Origin of the sequence: Microcoleus sp. Pol17C6 (genome assembly GCF_036701145.1) — a bacterium.
Lineage (GTDB): Bacteria > Cyanobacteriota > Cyanobacteriia > Cyanobacteriales > Microcoleaceae > Microcoleus.
In genome coordinates, this window is record NZ_JAUBQH010000004.1 from 122,112 (window position 1) to 142,738 (window position 20,627).

18 protein-coding genes are annotated in these 20,627 nt (G+C 47.3%); 8 read left to right on the plus strand and 10 right to left on the minus strand.

The window, feature by feature from the left end; genetic code table 11:
- The first annotated feature begins 7 nt into the window (after positions 1–7).
- Positions 8–238, plus strand: coding sequence for a hypothetical protein (locus tag QUA25_RS03665; protein WP_333035664.1), 231 nt, complete (start codon positions 8–10; stop codon positions 236–238).
- Between the two features lie 271 nt (positions 239–509).
- Here QUA25_RS03665 and QUA25_RS03670 read toward each other — a convergent pair whose 3' ends face one another.
- The 6 genes from QUA25_RS03670 to deoC all read right to left on the minus strand — a co-directional run bounded on the left by QUA25_RS03670 (position 510) and on the right by deoC (position 6,915).
- Positions 510–1,427 (minus strand): NAD(P)H-dependent glycerol-3-phosphate dehydrogenase, encoded by a 918-nt coding sequence (locus QUA25_RS03670; RefSeq protein WP_333035665.1) that lies wholly within the window; start codon positions 1,425–1,427, stop codon positions 510–512.
- Between the two features lie 111 nt (positions 1,428–1,538).
- A complete protein-coding gene (locus QUA25_RS03675) occupies positions 1,539–1,967 on the minus strand; it encodes an NUDIX hydrolase (protein ID WP_333035667.1) in 429 nt (142 codons plus the stop codon).
- Positions 1,968–2,057: 90 nt separating this feature from the next.
- Positions 2,058–3,284, minus strand: a complete 1,227-nt coding sequence (locus tag QUA25_RS03680) for a glycosyltransferase family 4 protein (RefSeq protein WP_333035669.1) — start codon at positions 3,282–3,284, stop codon at positions 2,058–2,060.
- A gap of 26 nt (positions 3,285–3,310) precedes the next feature.
- The gene (locus tag QUA25_RS03685) at positions 3,311–4,882 is read right to left on the minus strand and encodes an MFS transporter (protein ID WP_333035670.1); all 1,572 of its coding nucleotides are present in this window, start codon (positions 4,880–4,882) and stop codon (positions 3,311–3,313) included.
- A 231-nt stretch (positions 4,883–5,113) separates the two neighbouring features.
- Positions 5,114–5,989 (minus strand): DNA repair protein RecO, encoded by an 876-nt coding sequence (gene recO, locus QUA25_RS03690; protein WP_333035672.1) that lies wholly within the window; start codon positions 5,987–5,989, stop codon positions 5,114–5,116.
- Between the two features lie 245 nt (positions 5,990–6,234).
- A complete protein-coding gene (deoC, locus tag QUA25_RS03695; RefSeq protein ID WP_333035673.1) occupies positions 6,235–6,915 on the minus strand; it encodes a deoxyribose-phosphate aldolase in 681 nt (226 codons plus the stop codon).
- 421 nt (positions 6,916–7,336) lie between these two features.
- Here deoC and QUA25_RS03700 point away from each other — a divergent pair, with 421 nt between their 5' ends.
- Together QUA25_RS03700 and QUA25_RS03705 are read left to right on the plus strand one after the other, a co-directional pair.
- Complete coding sequence (locus tag QUA25_RS03700) at positions 7,337–7,699, plus strand: hypothetical protein (protein ID WP_333035674.1); 363 nt, start codon at positions 7,337–7,339, stop codon at positions 7,697–7,699.
- Positions 7,700–8,050: 351 nt separating this feature from the next.
- A complete protein-coding gene (locus tag QUA25_RS03705; protein WP_333035676.1) occupies positions 8,051–9,073 on the plus strand; it encodes a tetratricopeptide repeat protein in 1,023 nt (340 codons plus the stop codon).
- Between the two features lie 89 nt (positions 9,074–9,162).
- Here the strand turns inward: QUA25_RS03705 and QUA25_RS03710 are convergent, their stop codons facing one another.
- From QUA25_RS03710 to QUA25_RS03720, 3 genes are all read right to left on the minus strand, one after another.
- Positions 9,163–9,909: a hypothetical protein gene (locus tag QUA25_RS03710; RefSeq protein WP_333035678.1), complete on the minus strand. Its 747-nt coding sequence runs from the start codon at positions 9,907–9,909 to the stop codon at positions 9,163–9,165.
- A gap of 575 nt (positions 9,910–10,484) precedes the next feature.
- Complete coding sequence (locus QUA25_RS03715) at positions 10,485–11,207, minus strand: pyridoxine 5'-phosphate synthase (RefSeq protein WP_333035680.1); 723 nt, start codon at positions 11,205–11,207, stop codon at positions 10,485–10,487.
- Between the two features lie 62 nt (positions 11,208–11,269).
- Positions 11,270–12,055 (minus strand): nucleotidyltransferase domain-containing protein, encoded by a 786-nt coding sequence (locus QUA25_RS03720; protein WP_333035681.1) that lies wholly within the window; start codon positions 12,053–12,055, stop codon positions 11,270–11,272.
- Positions 12,056–12,326: 271 nt separating this feature from the next.
- Between QUA25_RS03720 and QUA25_RS03725 the strand changes: the two genes are divergently transcribed.
- The 4 genes from QUA25_RS03725 to QUA25_RS03740 all read left to right on the plus strand — a co-directional run bounded on the left by QUA25_RS03725 (position 12,327) and on the right by QUA25_RS03740 (position 19,177).
- Entirely contained in the window at positions 12,327–13,187 is an 861-nt protein-coding gene (locus tag QUA25_RS03725; protein WP_333035682.1) for a Tab2/Atab2 family RNA-binding protein, read from the plus strand.
- Between the two features lie 455 nt (positions 13,188–13,642).
- The gene (locus QUA25_RS03730; protein ID WP_333035683.1) at positions 13,643–14,938 is read left to right on the plus strand and encodes a TldD/PmbA family protein; all 1,296 of its coding nucleotides are present in this window, start codon (positions 13,643–13,645) and stop codon (positions 14,936–14,938) included.
- A gap of 100 nt (positions 14,939–15,038) precedes the next feature.
- Positions 15,039–15,995: a GDSL-type esterase/lipase family protein gene (locus QUA25_RS03735; protein WP_333035684.1), complete on the plus strand. Its 957-nt coding sequence runs from the start codon at positions 15,039–15,041 to the stop codon at positions 15,993–15,995.
- A 368-nt stretch (positions 15,996–16,363) separates the two neighbouring features.
- Positions 16,364–19,177 carry a chloride channel protein gene (locus tag QUA25_RS03740; protein ID WP_333035686.1) on the plus strand — a complete coding sequence of 938 codons (2,814 nt, stop codon included), beginning with the start codon at positions 16,364–16,366 and terminating at the stop codon, positions 19,175–19,177.
- A 643-nt stretch (positions 19,178–19,820) separates the two neighbouring features.
- Here QUA25_RS03740 and QUA25_RS03745 read toward each other — a convergent pair.
- Positions 19,821–19,982, minus strand: a complete 162-nt coding sequence (locus QUA25_RS03745; protein ID WP_333035688.1) for a hypothetical protein — start codon at positions 19,980–19,982, stop codon at positions 19,821–19,823.
- A gap of 193 nt (positions 19,983–20,175) precedes the next feature.
- Between QUA25_RS03745 and QUA25_RS03750 the strand changes: the two genes are divergently transcribed.
- The gene (locus QUA25_RS03750) at positions 20,176–20,610 is read left to right on the plus strand and encodes a hypothetical protein (RefSeq protein ID WP_333035690.1); all 435 of its coding nucleotides are present in this window, start codon (positions 20,176–20,178) and stop codon (positions 20,608–20,610) included.
- Positions 20,611–20,627: the final 17 nt, after the last annotated feature.

The window sequence follows — 20,627 nt, forward strand, 5'->3', positions numbered from 1 at the left end:
TAAGTTTATGAACACTAACGGTAGTAAAGTCATCAGCAACCTCGAGTACGATTTGTTAACAGTTTTGCAAAACAAGTCTGAAGCTTTGAAAGCCTACGACACTTACATGAAAGATGCTCAAGAAATGGGTTCTCAGCCTTGTGCTGAACTGTTTCAAAAATTGCAGCAAACTGACATGGAACACGCGCAGGAAATTCGGCAGCACCTTCAACAGGTAATGCAGCACGGCAAGATGTAAAGCTGGTGCAACTAGCTCGCCCAGCTATGAGTTATAAGTTATGACTTAAGTAGTAGCAGCGCTCAGTTAAAGAGTTGGGGATTCACAACTCCTCTTCAATTCCTTAAACTCTGTATCTACCGAGCGATGGAAAAGTCAATCTGACCGCTCAACCAATGTCGCTGATAACTCTTAATTCATAACTAGCAACTGGTGACACCGCTTCTTAAAACTTCAGCTACGGCTAGGGACTTAGGCTTTGCTTAAGTCCTTACCTATCTAGTCGTATAGGTTATAAAATCTCAGGTTTTAAAGCTCGTTCCATCAACGATAAAACGGCTTGTTCTGGAGTAATTTCACTATTTAATAAGCGATAAACTTGACGAGAAACAGGAACTTCTATGCCGCGTTGATTAGCCAAATCAATCAACACATTAGTAGTATTAACACCCTCAGCAGTGCTCTGCAATTCCTGCAAAATTTGCTCCAAAGATTTGCCTTCAGCTAATCCGAAACCAACCCGATAATTGCGCGATAAAGGACTGTTGCAAGTAGCGAGCAAATCTCCCAAACCAGACAAACCGTAAAAAGTTTCTGCGCGAGCTCCCAAACGAACTCCCACCCGAATCATTTCCGGCAAAGCGCGAGTCAGCAGAGCCGATTTAGCATTAGTTCCTAATTGTAAACCGTCGCAAACACCAGCGGCGATCGCAAATACATTTTTCAAAGTTCCACCTAACTCAGTCCCCAGCGGGTCTTCATTCACATAAACCCGAAAAATATCGGAACTGTAAATATTTTGCACTTGCTTTGCCGCCGCTAAATCCGAACTCGCGGCTACCGTTGCCGCCGGCAATCCCTGCTGAATTTCCTCGGAAAGATTGGGGCCCGAAAGTACCACAATTGAATTGTTAGGAAAAGCATTTTGCCAAATTTGAGACGGAGTGCGCGTGCTCGCGGGGTCTAAACCTTTGGTGACAGTAACTATAATTGTACTGGGACTTAACTCTAACGCCAAAAGTCGATCGACTGTTGCTCCAACTCCTTTCATCGAAACTGCCGAAACAACAACATCCGCACCTGTGATAACTGATTCTAGATTAACAGAACTGCTGCGCGACCACAAATTAACTCGAGATCCTTTTTTGCCTCCCAGATTGGCCAGTGCCGAACCCCAAGCACCTCCGCCTAATATTGTCAAGCTTGCCATAGAATTTAGTTTAATGAATTTAACCGCAGATTAACACAGATAAATCATCGATAAATCATAGCAATTAATCTGGTTTAATCCGCGTGCATCTGCGGTTAACAAATCCTCACCCTACAAACGCGGCCGCAATCCATAATGACGGTAACGCCAATAATCTCGTAAAATGCGATCGTGATCAAAACATAATTGGTGGGGAATCTGCCAAGATTCAAAAATCTGTAAATTTTTAGCATCGTCGGCGGCTTGAGGTTCGCCCGTTGCAGAAGCCAAAAATACAATACTGATAGTGTGTTCGCGGGCGTCGCGATTTGGGTCGGAATAAACGTAAAATTGCTCAATTAATTCTACATTCAAACTCGTTTCTTCTAAAGCTTCGCGTTTTGCCGCCGTTTCTACCGATTCTCCGTAATCGACAAAACCTCCGGGAATTGCCCAGCCGTAGGGAATATTGCGGCGTTCGATGAGTATGATCGGCCGATGGGGGCGATCGGCTAATTCGATGATAATATCAACTGTAGGAGCGGGATTTTTGTATGTCATTTGCAAAGGAAGAAGGAAGGCACGACAAGAATTTTGACACGGATAAACGGCTTAATTTCAACTGGTTCGGAGTTCCTTCTTCCTGCTGAATCATGCTAAACCGCGAATTAGTACGCGCTGCTTTTGCAAAACCTCAGAGTACAGCTTTTCCAACTCAGTAATATTCTGACTGAGAGTGTAGCGATCGAGCGCTCGTTGGCGTGCTTTTTGACCAAGCAGCATTCCCAACTCAGGATGATCGCAAAACAGCGGCAGCAAGGTTTGCAACTGACTCCGTACCCGCTGAGTGTTCAAAACTATCCCCGCGCCTTCCTCCAATGCCTCGCCGTCAGCACCGGCATCCGTTGCCAAACAAGCTAAACCGCAGGCCATCGCTTCCAGCAGCGACAGCGACAGTCCCTCCACCAAAGAAGGCAAAATAAATACGTCTGCACCCCGCAGAATTTCGATCCGGCGTTCCTCCTCCGCAACAAATCCGAGCCACACAATGCCATCCTCTTCGCCGTAAAACAGTTGCAGCGAGGCTGCTAGGGGCCCGTCGCCTACGATCGCCAATACGTTACCCGGGCCAAAATTGCACTGTTTCCATGCCTTGAGCAAAGCCTCGACATTTTTCTCCTGGGCAATGCGGCCTTGGTAAACAAAAATTCGATCGGCCTTTAATTCCGACTTCAACCCCGAAGGGCCTGGAGAATATTTAACAGCATCCACGCCGTTGGGAATCACTGCCACCCGTTCTTCCGGCACTCCCAAACGCACCAAAATATCCCGCTGAATGTAAGAAAATACGATCGTCGAGTCGTAGTTTGCCAAAAACGGAGCGTAAAGTTGATACATCAGGTGTTGGGTTCCTGATGTCAAATTCCGCAATTTGCGATCGAACGGCGGGTGAAAAGTCGCCACCAGAGGCAAATTCAATTCTTGACAAATTTCCGGCAGCAGAAAGTCCAGAGGCGAAAGCGTCAGGGAAGCGTGAACCACATCGGGTTTGAGCCGCCGCAGAGATTTCATCAGCACTGTGCGGGACTTGAGAGTGGGAATCGTATAAATTTGCGACTTGTAGTGACAGGGTAAAGAAACTTCGTTGCAACTAGCGGGCGAGAGCGAATTGGTATATGAGGTTTGAGCAATTCCCTTGCCCCACGAACCATTTGCCATGTTCCACCCCGTATTGTTCCTGTCTAGTGGGCCCGCTTCTTGGGCGAAGTGCAGGAAACTGACCTGGTATCCCCGGTCTAATAGTGCGTTGGTGACTTCCCTGGAGTAAGTGACGTTACCGCAAAAAGGTGATTTTTTTCCTAGCCAAGCGATGTGCATTCCAGTAAATCAGAGTTTGTTATTTTTTAGATTCGATCGACTTTGCTATTACTGCTACGGAAAATATACCAGGTTAAGACACCCCCAGCCATCGCTAATCCTGCTAAACCCAAAAATACTGTCGGCAAACCTAGAAATGTTTCCGCTACCCCGGCCAAAGCCAACGGTAAACTCAAAGCGATATTAGTGGCATTGTTTTGCAGCCCGAAGACTTTTCCCCGCATTTCTTCTGGGGTTTCTGCTTGAATTGTAGTCTGCATCGGCACTCCCACCAATGAAGCAAATAAACCCAACAGAGTAATGAACAGCACCGAGAGCCACAAATGGTGTGTAAATGCAGAAAGGCCCATCAAAGCAAGTGCCATGCCGATCGATCCGATTAAACTCAGTTGGGAGTGAGAAAATTTATGGCCGAGATAGCCGACTGTCGTCGCCCCACCCGCCATTCCGACGCCCACCGCCGCCAGCAAAAAGCCAAATTGTGATGCTTTCATACCGGGGAGGATTTCTGCCAGCCGAACTGCTAGAACTGCCAAGGCTGCAAAAATGGAAAATAGAATAATTAGTTGAATTAAAGCATTGCGGACTTTTGGTTGATCGTTGATGTAACGCAGGCCATCTCGCAAATCTGCTAAGGGGTGCGGCGGTTCGTGTTCGACTTCGTTTTTTTCGCCTGTTTTCATCGACAGCAACAGCACTCCGGCGAAGGCGTAACTTCCCCCTACTACTAATTCTTTGCCGATGCCGAGTCCGCCACCGAGGTTGGAAAATAGGGTGTCGGCTAAAGCTAGTAAGGGTTCTCCGACTGCAAAGCCAATAATCACCGACCCCATCATGGTTGTGGTGTAGAGCGAGTTTGCTGATAGCAGGTGGCGGCGTTCCACAATTAGGGGAATCACTGACTGTTCTGCTGGGGCGAAAAATTGAGTTAGAGTCGAAACGAGGAATGTCACTAGCAGCAGCAAGCAGAATCCGAGTGGCAGTTGACCGAGTTCCCACCCGTCAGAGAGCCACAGCAGCACTGGCAATGTTAAAACAAAGCCTCCCCGCAGGAGGTTTGTGGCTACCAGCACTGCTTTTTTCGACCAGCGATCGACATACACGCCTGCTGCAGCCCCGAACAGCACTGCGGGAATGGTAAAGGCGATCATGATTGCCGATACCCACCTGCTGATGGTTTGATCGGGCGCTTGAAAGCGGCTGGCCACGAGGGCGATCGTCAGTACGAGATAAACTTTATCTGCTAGTTGGGAAAAAACTTGCCCACTCCACAATGCTAGAAAATTTGGGTTTTTAAGCACTGGCAGAAATCCCGTTTCTTTTTCGGGAGTTTCGGCTACTGCTTCCGAGACTTCTGCTGCTGGCTCTGGTGTGGGAACCAGGGGGATTGCTTCGGGTTGTGGGCTATTGCCGTTGGTTGACTCTGTTTTGGGAGTTGTGGGGTATTTATCCATTTCTGGGTCTGGGACGTTGCTCCATTGTCGATCGGCGGAGACGGGATAAGAGTCAAAATCTGGAAAATTTTCTCGTTCTTCCATCTTGTGGTGGGTCACAGCTAACACAGATATTCTCAAATCAGAATCGGACAGTCGCATCATAGGATTTGGGGTGGATGGCCTGGGATGGTGGAGGTTGGGGGGATGGGAATTTGAAATTGAGGTGTTAACCCCTAAGTTTATTAATAATCTCGTAACTTTATCTCTATCTATTATCTGATGTTGCAACAACCTTGAGAATTTACCTGAAATGGTCGGCTGGTTCGGGTATCCGGCAGGTTGGGGGTGCGATGTACGATCGCCCGTTCACCTATTTAAATCAACACTCAAAGTTTAAAACTCAAAACTCTCTAGGTAGGTGTCGATCGAGCTTCCCGATCTAATCGTGCAACCTAAATGATACTGGGCATATTGTCGCAAAATATTTTCTACTGATACCCAAGTTGTTCGATCGGCAATCCCCTCTTCTAGTTCTGGACTAGCCAACTGTTGCAGCGCTGCTAATTCCTTAGCATTGATCTCAAAATTTGTCAAGTGCTTGCTGCCATTCGTTTGGCGGGAACGGGAGGCGGATTTGTACAAGCTACCGATTTCTGAAGAGAGTTCTGCCTCTAGGTTAGCTAGCTCGGGCAAGCTGAAGGTTCCCCCAGAGGGTATACTAAACCCGGTTTGCCAGTTCGGATCGGTGAAATTTGGGATGAGCGGCCCTCTGGTGGCGCAGCAAACTTGGACTTGGGGCGCGAGGCCTGCTAAGGCTAGCAGGTGAAAAATGCCGTGGCTGAGGTGGGCGACAAGCACGGCGGCGGATTCGATTTCTGTGCGATCGGACAAACGCTCCAAACGGCTTAAGTGTTCGCCCAGCAACCAAAAGAGTTCTTCTTGGGGCTCATCGGAAAGGGCGCTGGCGATCGCTAATTCGGCCAGATATTGCGCGGCGGAGAGTTTTCCGAGGTTGCGGCTCAAACCCGGATGGGATTGTACCGTGTCGGCTTGGGTAATTTTGTCGAGCGATCGGCCTTTGGCAATTAGCAATTCGTTAACGACAAATAATTCGCTTCTACCGCCAATGGTCGATCGCTGTTTGCGAACACCCGGTGCTACGGCTCGAATTAAGCCGAATTCCCGCGTCAAAATTGTCAGCACTCGATCGGATTCGCCGATCGGTGCACTCTTAAGATTGATTCCAGTTGCTTTGTAAGTTCGAGTCACTCGATTTTAGATTTTAGATTTTAGATTTACTACAATACTTCGGACAGTTTCATTGTCCTCGTTGGTTGATCGACCTGGAACATTCATTCTACTGTTGGCAATCAAAAACTGTCCGAAGTATTGTTATTAGACAGTAGCAAAAACCGTCCAGGACGCAGAAGTTTTAGTTGTAGGGTGCGTAAGGGCGCACCAATTCCCAATTAGCCATTGGTAATAACTAATGACTAATTACTAATGACTAATTACTAATGACTTTTATCTAAATTATCCCGCTGGCGGATTAATTCCGGGCCACGAGAAGTCCCCAAACGAGTTGCCCCAGCTACCACCAAATCTAAAGCTTGTTCGTGAGTACGAATTCCGCCGGCCGCTTTAATCCCAATCCGTCCCTTCGTAACTTCTTTCAGCAGTCGCACATCGTCAACTTTCGCCGGGCCAAAAAAGCCAGTGTTGGTTTTGATGTAGGCGGCACCAGCTTCCATACAAATCTCCGCCGCTAATTGTTTTTCGGCATCGGAAAGCAGCGAACTTTCGATAATTGCTTTAATGGTGAGATTAGTTTCTTCGCAAATTTGGGCTAATTCCCGGTGGAATTCGTCGATTCTTCCAGCTTTCAACAATCCTAAGTTAACGGAGACATCTAACTCTACGGCTCCATTATCTGCTGCTTCTAGAGCTTCGTAAACTTTCACCGTTGAAGTCGAAGCACCGGTGGGAAAACCTATAACTGTACAGACTTTGGGACGTTTGCCGTGCAGCAGCTCAACTGCTTGCCGGACGTAGGCGGGATACACGCAAACTGTGACAAAGCCAAATCTCTCTGCTTGTTGGCAACAGTGTTCTACTTGCTCTGGCGTGGCGGTGGGGTCGATCAGGCCGTAGTCGATCAAGGGGGCAATATCGATGTCTGCCTGGTTTGCAGCCATTGCTGTTTTTTCTCCGAAGTAACTACTTCCTTATTATGTAGCGAATTTACCAATCTTCGGTCGAAAGCGCCCGGGTACAACCTCCCGGATTCATCCGTGAGGTCGCTTTCTCCAATTCTTCAATCTAAAATCTAAAATCTAAAATCTAAAATCTAAAATCGATTGACTTTACGCCCGGTTCTAGCAAGTATAAATACTCAATTGACTCGTAAAAACTCTTGTGGGAATTGGTTTAGCAATTTGTTTCAGAAAATAATATTTTGGTATCTGCCTTTAGATACATTTTTGATCTTTCTTTAGGTATACTTTGTTAAAAGGAGTTACGGTAGAGCCTGCGTCAGCTACGCTAGGGCAGAGCCTGGTAGCGGCTACTGTTTTTACTTTTAGTAGTGCTTTAAAAACATAAAAGCCAGTGCCAAGCATGAATCATTTAGAACTCGAACAAGAAATTGGGAAGATGGCTAGAGCGATGATGACTCGCAATAGCTTAATTGGTAAGGATTTGATTGCGGATCTCAGAGGGCGGCTGTCAGTTGACAGTGTAGCTGCTTTGATGATTGTCAGTATTGAGCGTTTGATTTGGTATGACTGCGAGTCCGTGATCTGGAGTTTGAGTTATTTGATTCCTGCTGACGTGATGGAAGAAATTCGCCGGATTACTGCGCTGGTTGTTTGCCAGCGGTTGATGGGCCAGGGTTTTCTGCTGGGGAAAGATTTTAGTATTGATGCAACAGGCCAGTTGCTATTGAGTGAGAATGCTAAAACAGCGGTTGTGGTTGCTTGAATTGGGCAACCAGAAGTAGAAGCTATTAGCAGTAGGAGATTTGCAGTTAGACTTGGGGCGCCCTAGGACTCTTTGTGTAACTGCAAACCTAATTCGGGATGCGGTAAGAGTTGCGTGATTCACGGAGAGTTAAGATTCGCAGCAGCTCTAAAAAACGATGAGTGCGGTTAGCTAACAGAGCTTTTTACTAGAGGAAAATAGTTAGTTTGGATCGCAAATTGTTGAGGTTGTTACTGGCAGTGTGTACGGGCGATCCCCCTGTATCAAATTTTTCATATTTTTAGTGGAATTACAGTTTTCTTCCAGGTAGGGTTTCATGTAGAATCATCCCTAAGATAGATACAAAATATTATGAACTTACTTCAAAACTTGGAAGCGGCTTGGTATTACCATCTGGGTTCGCGCCACCTCGAAGCTAACGATGATCATGGTGCTCTGGCGAACTTTAACAGAGCTTTGAAGTTGCAATCAGATCATTATAAGGCTTGGTTCGGCCGAGGTATGGCTCTGGGGAAATTAGAACGGCACTTAGAGGCGCTGAAGAGTTTTGATGAAGCCTTGGCGGTGGAGCCGAATGCGAGCTTTGGCTGGCACAACCGGGCTATTGCTTTAGGAAAGTTGGGCCGCTGGTTGGAAGCTCTCAACAGTTTTGACCGGGCTCTGGAGTTCAGTCCGTGTTCGGCGAGTATTTGGCACAACCGGGGACTGACGCTGATCGATATGGGGCTGTACGAGAAGGCGGTTCTGAGTTTTGATCGCTGTTTAAATTTGTACCCGGAGGCTGCTTGGGCGTGGTACAACCGAGGTAATGCCCTGTTGGAACTCAAGCTTTACTATCAGGCGCTTAACAGTTTTGACCGGGCGATCGAGTTTAAGCCTGACGACGCGAAGGCTTGGTACAATCGCGGTATAGCTGCGAACTCTATGGGACTTTACAAACAAGCAGTGGCTAGTTTTAGCCGATCGATCGCTCTACAACCGGGCAGAGCCGAAGCCGTGGGCGAACGGAGAGTTGCTTTGGAGAAATTAGTAGGTTTAAACCAAAGAAATGGCAAGTTTACTCCCACATCTGAGCGTCCCTTTGAAGATTATTTAATTTGGTACAACCGGGGTGTGGAATTGGCACGAAAAGGCTGCTACTCTGAGGCGATTGCTTGCTACGAAACAGTCTTAGAAATTAATCCTGATTTTGCTAACGCTTTTTACAATAAAGCTTGCTGTTATGCGCTATTGGGATTTGCTGATTTGGCCCTTGACAATTTGCAGCGAGCTGTTGAGTTTATCCCTAATTTATACCGAGAGCTAGCTTTAGCTGACTCGGATTTAAGCTGCATTTGGAAACAAGAACGTTTTGAAGCGCTGATCCAAGGTTGATTTTACGCAAAAAACAGCTCGCCAATTGGGCGAGCTGTTTTTTTTGGCGACGCAAATTTGATCGCCCGACAGTATTTGTGCAATCTTTGCTATTGCACAGAAACTCGGATTGAAGACTTGACCGGCCTCTTGGCAACTACGATTACCCGATAGATACCGGAGTCGGGGAGTTGAGCAAAAGTTTGACCTTCGCCTTGATCCAGGAGTTGTCCCGTCGGAGATTCGATCGCCAGATCTAGATTTTTGTTGCTAGCTGTCACCCTAATTGTCTGTCCCTGCTTGCCTTGAAGCGTAATTGGCTGGATTTGGTAGCCGGACATTTTGAGTTTGATTGTGGCTTGTTTTTCCTTGAATGCTATGGGAATTGCGCGATCGGGCCTATAAGTCCACTTAGCGTTAAAGTCGCGTCCGAGTACGAAGCTGGTGGTTTCACCTTTCGGGGTAACTCGCACGCGATAGATGCCGGACTCTGGCAACTGGCCCATCCACTGATTGTCTGCTTTTTCAATAACCCCCATATTTTCACCATTGGGACTGTACAGTTGGGCTGTCAGTTGTCCCGCCCACAGGGAGAGAGTGAGTTCTCGCCCTTTGACGCCTTCAAAAATATAGGTGGTGGGTTGGTTGATGGTTTCTCGGATTTCCGAGGTTGACATTCGCTTGATCGGTTCGAGGTTGGGAACTGATTCAGAGGTAACGGGTTTGTTAAGGGTTTCTGTAATTTCCGAGGCAGCCATCAGCTCGCTCGGTGCAATTTTGGGGGCTACTGGGCTGGCAAATACTGATTTTGCCGTCATCATGAGTAGCATTCCAGTCAGTAAAATTAGTTTTTTCATGTCGCACTTCCGAGGGGGGTAAGGAATTGTATATGGTTACTTGTGTTTGCCTGTTTTCACCGGATTAAATCGGGCGATCGCACAGAGGCTACAGGAGGAGATAGGATACACGTAAATATCCCGTACTTGCACAAAACCTGCTGGTAGCAAATTGGCAGTGCGGGAGCTAAGTAGTAGCCTCAGTTTGTCGGGACATTTTAATGATACTCCTTACGGATAATATCATCACAGAATATTAGTAATTTGGTCTAGGAAAATTAAAGCTTTTTCCGAGGTTCTTGCTAAAGAAATGCCCACACCCAAAAAACGCGGTGTCTGGCATTCTGGCTCTGCCTTGCTACTAGAAAACGGCTAGCACCACCACGGGGTGACAGCCCCTAGTGTTAATTCATTTTTGACGAGCGCCTAATTATCTAGGTCGCTACGAACCCCACCTTACCATATTTGTAGGGTGTCAAACCATTTTTTGCGTAAGTTTTGATACTGTATGTTGGCAGGGCGGATTTAGTTTTTATATTTGATAAAAACGAGTTTATTACTGCCAAATCCGCCCTGCCACCAGAGGTTAATTTGTACTACGAACCTGCCAGAATTTTTAGGTAAGCTTCTACTGTGTTGGACAACCCCATCTCTAGCGCTTCCGCAATTAAAGCATGACCAATTGATACTTCGAGTATATCAGGAATAGAGCAAAATTTAGCTAAGTTTTGCAAATTTAAATCATGTCCGGCATTCACCCCTAAACCTGCTGATTGAGCGGCTTTAGCTGCTAAGAAATATTGTTGAAAAACAGATTCTACTCTACCTTCGCGAAAAGCAGTTGCGTAGGGTTCCGTGTACAATTCTACTCTGTCTGCTCCAACTTCTTTTGCTAGCGGCATGAGAGCAGCATCTGCGTCCATAAACAAGCTAACTCTGATGCCGTTGTCTTTTAATTTTTGAATGATTGGTAACAGCCGATCGCGATTTTCGGGAATATTCCAACCGCTATCGGATGTTAGCACGTCGGGAGCGTCCGGCACCAAGGTACACTGAGCCGGTTTTACGTCGCAAACTATATCCATAAATGGCGGCTGAAACGGATTTCCTTCGATGTTGAACTCAACGGTTAGCATTTTAGCTAATTCATAAACATCGGCAGCTTTGATATGTCTTTCGTCGGGGCGGGGATGGACTGTAACGCCATGAGCTCCGGCAGCAATTACTGTTTTTGCGGCTTCCGTAACGCTGGGGATACCGATGTTTCGAGAGTTTCTGAGGAGGGCAATTCTGTTGATGTTGACGCTGAGTTTTGTCATGGGATGTTAATCTTTAAGGTAGATGCTACTATATTAATCGCTTTCGGTACGAAATATTGAGCCTATTGCGCTACTGTTAGGGCATTGTCAGAGGAAAAATTAGCTTGTGCAAGCGGTAAAGTTTCTGCAAAAAAAACCTCAGCTATTTGCTGTTTGGCTGCTAAGTCTTCAAGGTTGGCAATGCAGAAAAGCGGTGCGACGCGCTCGACTATTTGGGGCGGAAAATCTCGGGTGAAATATTTTAGTTCAAAGTCATATCTGTGGGGACGGTAAATCATGCCCAACAGTTCGACTAAGGGTAGAAGCGTCCACTTGTGATAGTTGCCGATCGCATCTACTAAATGTCCGCGATAAATCTCTTTTTTTACCAGAGGTTGCAGCAAAGTGAAACGGATTTTAAGGTCGTTGAATCTCAACTGCATTGTAGATAAATGTTTGCTTCTATCCAAAGGAGGCGGTACAATTAGATTAACTTTGTCAAAGGCGATCGGGACTTGTCCGTGTCTCTCTATTTCCAGAAAATCGTTGCGGCTGCTGCGCCGGAAAACCGCAAAATCAATTAGCAAAAAAGGCGGGGTTTCTTTCAGCCGCCAGAAGCACTGCGATTGATTGTGCCAAGCGGGTTCGGGAACTCGATATTTTAGTTCGATTTCGGCAATTTCTGCGAGGGCTTTTTCAACAATCTCAAATGTTTCTTCCACGCAGTTATCTTCAACCACAACCGCAATATCGAGGTCTGACCACTCGTCGGTGTATCCGTGGGCTGCTGAACCTCCTTGCCACAAAGCGAGAACAAAATCTAAAGGTTGTAAGGTTGAAACAATCTTTTCGAGAATGATGTGTCTCATGGAATCAAGCTATACTGTTTGTTTTCCCAGGCTTGCACAAGTTTAACAAACGATCGCGTGTTGAGATTGCTCCGCGACAGTTCTCCGAGGAGTTGCTAATGCTTCCGGTGGTGAACTGCTGCCAAAAATTACACGGGAAGCTGCAAGGGAAAGTGGCAATCTTTGGGAAAGTGCGATCGCCCGCGATTGAAAATCAATCTTAAATTGTCAGAATCAGAAACTTGTCCGCTGTCCGGTAACATGAGAAAGGATTAATTTTTAACAGCGCGGCATGGCTACTATTTGGGAACTCGACTTTTACAGCCGTCCAATCATAGACGAGCGAGAGAAAAAAAAATGGGAAGTGTTGATCTGCGAAAGCCCGCTGAATGTAGGCGACAAAGCCGAATCTCTGTTTCGCTACTCGCAATTCTGCTCCAGTTCTACCGTGAATTCCCTGTGGCTGGCGGGTGCAATTAAAGAGGCGATCGCCGCAGCACCGAAACGCCCCGAAAAAATCCGCTTTTTCCGCCGCCAAATGGCGAACATGATTACCAAAGCCTGCGATGACTTGGACATTCCCGCCGCCTGCAGCCGCCGCACCCTCGCCCTCAGCCTGTGGCTGGAAGAACGGATGCAAGACGTTTATCCCGCCGAACCGGGCTATCAACCGGTTGTTAACCCGAGCGTTCAATTTGTACCCGAAACGCCAGTTGCGCTGCCGGATGCTTTAATCGGCGAAAAATGGGCGTTTGTGAGTTTGCCGATCGCAGCTTTTGACGAAATGTCCGAGTGGGATATCGGATTTGGCGAAGCTTTCGGACTGCCGATGACACGCCTCGCCCCAGAAACGCAAATTCCGGGACTAATTATCTACTCGTCGAGAGCAACAGCCCTGGCAGGTTGGATGTCGGGCTTGGAGTTGGCTTTTCTGAAATTTGAGAGCGGCCCACCCGCTAGGCTGGTATTAGATACGGGAGCTAATGATCGCTGGATTTTAGCTAATCTCAGAGACGCAGCAACTGAGAGAGAAGCGAAAGGATTTGAAGCAGCTAAAAAGCAAGCAAAAAAAGTACATTTCTTAGCAATTCAGTCGAATCCCGAATCGGAATCTTTTGCAGGATTTTGGCTGCTGCACGAACTAACTATTTAGTCGATCGCTTGGCAATAACTGATATCAGGCAGCATTCTCTATCCGATTTAAGTAACCAGTTTTTTTTGACCCAAAATCTCTGCTTTGAGATTTGACCTGCTGCAAAAAATTCGATTTCTGACCACAGCCAAAAACGGATACCGTGCCACGTACTCCTGTCGTGGAGATATCAAAATTTTAGATTATAGTTCAAGTTCCCAGATTCATCTGTGGAGTAAATCTAACACCTAAAATCTAAAAGCTAAAATCGAGTGACGCGATTGGCAAGATGGAAACAATCACAAATGCGTACAATCTTGCGATCGCCCATTCCAGCAGTTTCCCCAAAGAATCTAAATGTATGCCCGCGATCCAAACCCATACCCAGTAAGTCCTTGCCAATTCTTTAATCGAAAATCGAAAATCGAAAATCGAAAATAGTATTACCGATCGCCCATTACCAACCACCGAGAACAATGACCAACCAGCAATCAGCAGAACAACTGTTAGAACTAGCCACCAAAGCAGGTGCAGAAGCTGCTGAGGTATTGGAATCGCAATCGATCTCACGGCCGGTCTTTTTTGAAGCAAACCGCCTCAAACAGCTAGAAACCGCCCAAGCAGAAGGCATTGCACTCCGGCTGTGGCGGGATGGGCGGCCGGGTTTGGCGGTGGCCTACGGGCCTGTGGAACTACAAATTTTGGTGGACAGGGCGATCGCGCTTTCGCAACTTAACGAACCGGAAACCATCGAACTCGGCACCGGTGAGAAAGTTGTTTATCCGGATCTCGGAGTATCAGTGTCGGCCGAACAGCTAGTAAACTGGGGCAAAGAGGCGATCGCGATCGTCCGCGAAGCCTATCCAGAAAGCCTCTGCACCGCCGAACTCGACTGCGAAATCGAGAGCACCCGCTTGGTGAACACCAAAGGCTTGGATTCGAGTCACACCGACACCACCCTCAGCGGTTACTTATCAGCAGAATTAGTGCGGGGCGAAGATTTCCTCAACATTTGGGAAGGCGAAACCGAACGCGGCACCCTCGACTTAAACACCAGCGCCAAGCGGGTTTTGCAGCGTTTAGAATGGGCGAAAGACAATGTAGCCCCCCCCACGGGCCGCGTGCCGGTGCTGTTTACAGCCAAAGCCGCCGATTTGCTGTGGGGGACTGTCTGTGCGGCGTTGAACGGCAAACAGGTACTCGAAGGCGCTTCGCCTTGGAACGATCGATTAGGCCAACAAGTGACATCGCCGCTTGTCACCCTTTCGCAGCAGCCGGATATCGGGCCTTATAGCTGTCCTTTTGACGACGAAGGTACTCCAACTCGGGCGATCGTCTTTATCAACAATGGAGTGTTGCAGCTATTTTATACCGATCGCACCACCGGTCGAGCCTTGGGCAGTGGCACCACCGGCAACGGATTTCGCCCTGGTTTGGGCAGCTATCCCACGCCGAGTTTGTTCAATATTTTGATTAAGCCAGGTTCGCTTTCGCTAATCGATTTAATCGCTAAATTAGACGACGGAATTGTAGTAGATCAAATGCTTGGCGGCAGTGCTGGAATTTCCGGCGATTTTTCAATTAATGTCGATCTCGGCTACCGAGTCAAAAAAGGTCAAATAGTCGGCAGAATCAAAGACACAATGGTAGCTGGCAACGTCTACAGCGTCCTCAAACAATTGGTAGAATTGGGAGGAGACTCCGAGTGGAACGGTTCTTGCCACACACCATCTGTAATTGTAGAAGGATTGTCCGTCATCGGCAAGAATTAAAGTTAGTTGGCAGTTGGCAGTAGTCAGTTGTTAGTAGTCCTCCATCATTAGTTAACAGTCAACAGTCAAGAGTCAACAATTCCCAATTCCCACACATAATATGCGTATTTGTTTTATCGGTGATTCTTTTGTAAATGGTACTTGCGATCCAAAATGTCTCGGTTGGACAGGACGGATTTGCGCGGCCGCTTGCGGACAAGGACACGATATTACCTACTACAATTTAGGAATAAGGGGAGAAACCAGTGCCGATATAGAAACTCGCTGGTTCAGCGAAGTTTCTTGCCGCTTACCTCACTACGGCGACGGCAGAATAGTATTTTCCTTTGGCGTCAACGACACTTATCTAGAAAACGAAAAAATTCGCATTGAAGTTGAGAAATCAATTGAAAATGCGCGATATATTCTCAAGTCTGCCCAAGAAAGAGTCCCAGTTTTAATGGTAGGGCCACCGCCAGTTATCGATGCTGAGCGTACAAGCCGGATTGCCAACTTATCCGAACAGTTTTCTCAAGTTTGCAGCGAGTTAAACGTGCCTTATCTAGATGTTTGCACCCCGCTGCAAAAATCGGAAATTTGGCAAAAAGAACTTAGCGAAAACGATGGCTCCCATCCCGGGGCCGCCGGTTACGCTGAATTGGCGAAAATAGTTCACAATTGGGATGGTTGGAAAGCTTGGTTTAAAAATATCAATATCTCAGATCAAGAAACAGTAACGCTGTTCCGAGCCGTAGGCAAAAAAGAAATGGAACTAATTAAAGAAAGCGATTTTCTGGCATTTCCGCCACGCTTATCCTTTCAGCCTACTTTTTATCCCGTAGTTCACAAAGCCTATGCCATACAAATAGCGCGAGATTGGAATACAAGAGATGCAGCATCGGGATATTTCGGCTATGTAACACGGTTTCGAGTGGGGGCTGAATTCTTAAAAAAATATCCGGTTCAAAATGTGGGCAGTTCGATTCACCAAGAATATTGGATTCCCGCAGAAGAATTGGCTCAATTCAATCAAAACATTGTCGGAAAAATTGAAATTTTTGCGGAATATCAACCCTAAACTAGGAGCGAAGTATGCTTGAATTCAATCAATTTGAAGTTGTGAATTTTAACTGCTACGGTACTCTGATAGATTGGGAAAGGGGGATATTACCCGCCTTGCAACAATTGCTGTCAAGTCGCGCGAGATAGATTTGGGTAAATCCCAGACACGAGAAAACAGGATTTGTGGCGACACTTCCGGTCAGCGGCCAGCCTGATTTAGAAGTGCCGGATTTGAAAACACTGGTGGAGGCTATAGGGTAAAAAAATCGCAGATTGAGATCAAATCCGGTAGCATCGGAATTACAGCAGATTTCAGGTAAGTATGGAAGGAATTTTTGCTATAGTCCGATCGAGCAGACAATTCTCAGGTCATCTACGCTATTTATGCCGTATATTACTATCCCTAAACAGTTTAGGGAACCTTCCAGGGTCATCGCATCTCAACTGTTTTTACGACCGAAACGCCTCGCTATTTTTGAAGCTTGTCTGATCGGTTTAATTTCAGGACTGGCTGGCGTTTTGCTCAAATCAGGAGTCGGATGGCTCGGGAGTTGGCGAGTTGCTACCTCGACAGTAATTCCAGCTTGGATATTATTGCCCAGCGTCGGTTTATTCGGCGGGTTGTTGACAGGTTTCTTGGTTGAGCGTTTTGCTCCCGAAACTGCAGGCAGTGGCATTCCCCACGTCAAAGCTGCTCTGGGCGGAGTCAATCTTTCCTTAGATTTGCGAGTAGCTGTAGCCAAACTTCTGACGACTATTTTAGCAGTTGGTTCCGGTTTAACTTTAGGCAGGCAAGGCCCGACTGTGCAAATAGGAGCATCTTTGGCTGGCTGGATCGGTCACTTGATGCCTACTTCCCCAGACTACCGCCGACAATTGATTGCTTGCGGTGCTGCTGCGGGATTGGCTGCTGGTTTCAATACTCCCATTGCAGGAGTTTTGTTTGTAGTTGAAGAACTGCTGCACGACGTTTCGGGATTGACTTTAGGGACTGCAATTATCGCTTCATTTATCGGTGCAGTTGTATCGCAGCTTTTGGGCGGTGATAGTTTAAATTTGAACCTTCGCGAGTACCAAAGCAGTTTTGAGGCTCAGGAAATTCCCTTCTACATAGTGCTAGGAATTTTAGCTGGATTGCTGGGAGCTTTGTTCACGAAAGGGATTATTGCTAGCTTGCAATTTAACAGGCGATCGCTCAAATTAGCTTTACCCGCGCGAGTGGCTCTAGCTGGCATAATCTGCGGTTCAGTAATAGCTTTTCTCCCAGAAACTTTCCGCAACAATACGGGTTTGCGTGAGTTTCTGCTGACCGGCGAAGCAAGTGGCATAACGAGTTTAATTGCTTTTGTAGCTCACTTTTTTCTAACAATTATTTCCGCTGCTTCTGGAGCTCCGGGAGGATTGTTCTCCCCTTCCCTAGTCATGGGTTCTGCACTCGGTCACATGGTGGGCATTGTGCAGGCAGATTTCCTGGGCGTTGGTTCGCCGGTAACTTACGCTTTGGCGGGAATGGGAGCGTTTTTTTGCGCGGTTACTAGAGCGCCGATTACTTCGGTAGTAATTGTGTTTGAAATTACGGCGGATTTCAAATTAGTGCTGCCTTTAATGATCTGTTCTGTAGTTGCTTATTTAATGGCAGAAAAGGTAGAGAACGGCTCCCTGTATACCCGCCTTTTGGAGTTTAACGGCATTCAACTGACGAAGGCAAAAGCTGCCAGCAATACTTTGAGCGACTTGCACGCAGATGACGTGATGCAGCGCCGAGTTGAAACTCTTTCGAGTATGCTGACTTTGGATGAAGTGATGCTGGCATTTTCGCGATCGCACCACCGAGGATTTCCAGTCGTTGAAGATGGCAAATTAGTCGGAATTGTCAGTCAAACCGATTTGGCAAATGCCACCGAGCGCAATTTGTCCGGAAGCTCGCTGCTCAAAGAATTTATGACTCTACACCCGATCGCAGTCAAAGCAAAGGATACTTTAAGCGAGGTATTGTACAGGCTCAACAACTACAATATCAGCCGTTTGCCAGTCATAGAAGGCCGCCGTTTGGTGGGAATTATTACCCGCAGCGACATTATCCGAGTTGAATCCGATCGCCTCAGCGGAGAAACAACCCAGGGCCCGCATCCAGAACCTTCTTGTATTGTCTATCAAACCAGGGCTCCGCAAGTCGGAAACGGTCGGTTATTAGTGCCGCTTTCCAACCCCCAAACAGCACCCGCTTTGCTGCGGCTGGCGGCGGCGATTGCGCGCGATCGCAATTACGAATTAGAATGCCTGCAAATCATCTTAGTACCGCGCAACAGTTCCCCTTCTGAAACCGCAGTGCGGACAACCAAAAGCCGCCGTCTGCTGCAACAAGCCGAGCGAATTGTTCGCAATTGGAACTTGCCAGTACACACCCAAATACGGGTAGCTCATGACGTGCCTAACGCGATTTTGGAGACAATTAAGGAGAGCCATATCGATTTAATTTTGATGGGCTGGCAAGGCGAATTTTCCACAAAAGGACGCATTTTTGGCGATGTGGTCGATACCGTAATTCGGCAAGCAGGCTGCGAGGTAATTTTGGTGAAATGGAGCGAAAAACTATTAGCAACCCGCAAGAAAAATGAGTTGTCTCCCACTTTCAGCGGGCGCAAATATGCGTCTATAGAATGGGAGTTAAATCCCGAAGGAGTTGACGGCGCAGATAATCCCACATTGGCGAGATCCTCAGATTCCTCAGCCACTCCTGAGACTGAACTTTCCCCGCCGAATTCAGACATTCCAGGGCCAGAATTGGGCCTGCACACGCTGATGGGTTTGCAGCGCTGGTTGGTGCCTATTCGGGGCAGTTACCAGCAAGCTGCGGCTTTGCGGCTGCTACCTGCTTTGGTGGCTGCGAGTGCTGTACCGGAGATTAAATTGTGTCAGGTTCATCAGCCTTCTGTTGCAGAACCCGATCGCGGCGAATTAAAGCAAGCGGCGGAGTTTATTAAGCGCAGGGTTAGCTGTTCGATAATAGCGACTTCGGTTTGCGCTAAATCGGTTTCTGATGCTTTAATTGATTTGGCTCAGAACGATCAGTGCGATGCGATCGTCCTGGGAGCGAGCCGCGAAGGGCTGCTGAAGCAGGTGATTCACGGGAACATCCCGGAAGCTGTGGCGCGTGGGTGCGACTGTACAGTCATTTTAGTGCGATCGGCCTCTTAGCAAATTCATACCATTTTAGTCTTGTTTCCAGACAGACATCCTAAATAATTAGACTTTAAATAATTATGGGTTACAGCTAGATATTTTTCCTAACGCCGAGGCGTTTTCCTTGATTCCATTCCAATTCCAGAAAGAAGTCTCCATGCCTTTTTCCGCTTGTGCTTCACAACCGCTAAATTCTCGCTTTTCTTTTATTTTTAACACTCAATTGCTTAGTAAGTGATGTATAATAATGCAAAGCAAAAAGCAGATTAATTCCAAAAAACACCAAAGTTAATACAAATGTAAAAAAAGACGTAAACGACAGCCTGGAAGTCATCGTAAACATCGCCAAAATGATTGAGCAAAGCCCAAAACCGGAAGCAAAAGAACTTAAAAGCAGCAACCGCACCTTAGACATAGTTTAATTTAAAGATTATCAGTAAAATGCACTCTTGGCAGCTACAGAGGAGTGCCAAATGATACTTATTACTATATAGCGGAATTGCTCAGTTCCGCCAAGGGCAAAACGACTGCTTTCCTAAAAAGGTTTGAATTATAGAGAAAAATACAGCCCGCGCTCTTGTAAACTCCTGTTGCTCGACTTAATATCAATCAAAGTAATTCCCCCGCCTCCGCGAGCATTCCACCTTTCGCCATAGAGTCACCGCAGCCGCAATCCCGCTGACAGCAAAGTATTCGCTTCCAAAACCGCGCTTTGCCTGGGATTCCAAACATTGCCAAAATCTACAAATGGCGTCACCTGCAAAACTCCTTGGTTGTCGCGGGTGCGCTGGCATCGGATACCGCAACTCGGCTGAATCAAAAATCCCGCTATCGGTCAGCAAAGCATCCTGACGTTAGCCCCGCAATGTGTCTGAGCCCCCTATACCGAATGGTTCGATCGCCAAAAGCTCTGCCCCAGCCAATGCCACATCCGATCGCACCACCAGCAGCCTCTCATATCAATTCCAGTTGCACCGGAATGACTGTTGACTGTTGACTGTTGACTCAATTTTATGAGTCCGATGCACCACCAGCAGCCTCTCAGGAGCCAGCAACCGCACGTACTGCAATTGACACCCCCAGGTCAAAAATCGACTGTCAGGGCTGCTGCTGCTCACCGTAGCGCCAAATGCTGCCACTGCCAGACAGAACTGCGATCGCGCCGCCAAGACATCTCTCTCTCCCCTCTGAGTAAAATCCTGAAACAGCCTCAGCGCCGCAACCCGAGTTCTACCCCGATTATCTGCTGCCGGCGACAGTGGAAAATCTTTTCCCAGCAAAGATGTATCGCTTTCTCGCCTGCGGGTACTGATACCGATCGCGATTTCTCTTCTGGGATTTTGCCCGATCGGCTCGCGGTAAGTCAACTGCCAATTACTTCAAATCGAGCGACTTTTATCGTAGCCGGAATCTTAGGAATTCTGCAGGCTGTGCCGGCGCGGGAATAGCAGTCGGCAAAAGCTGT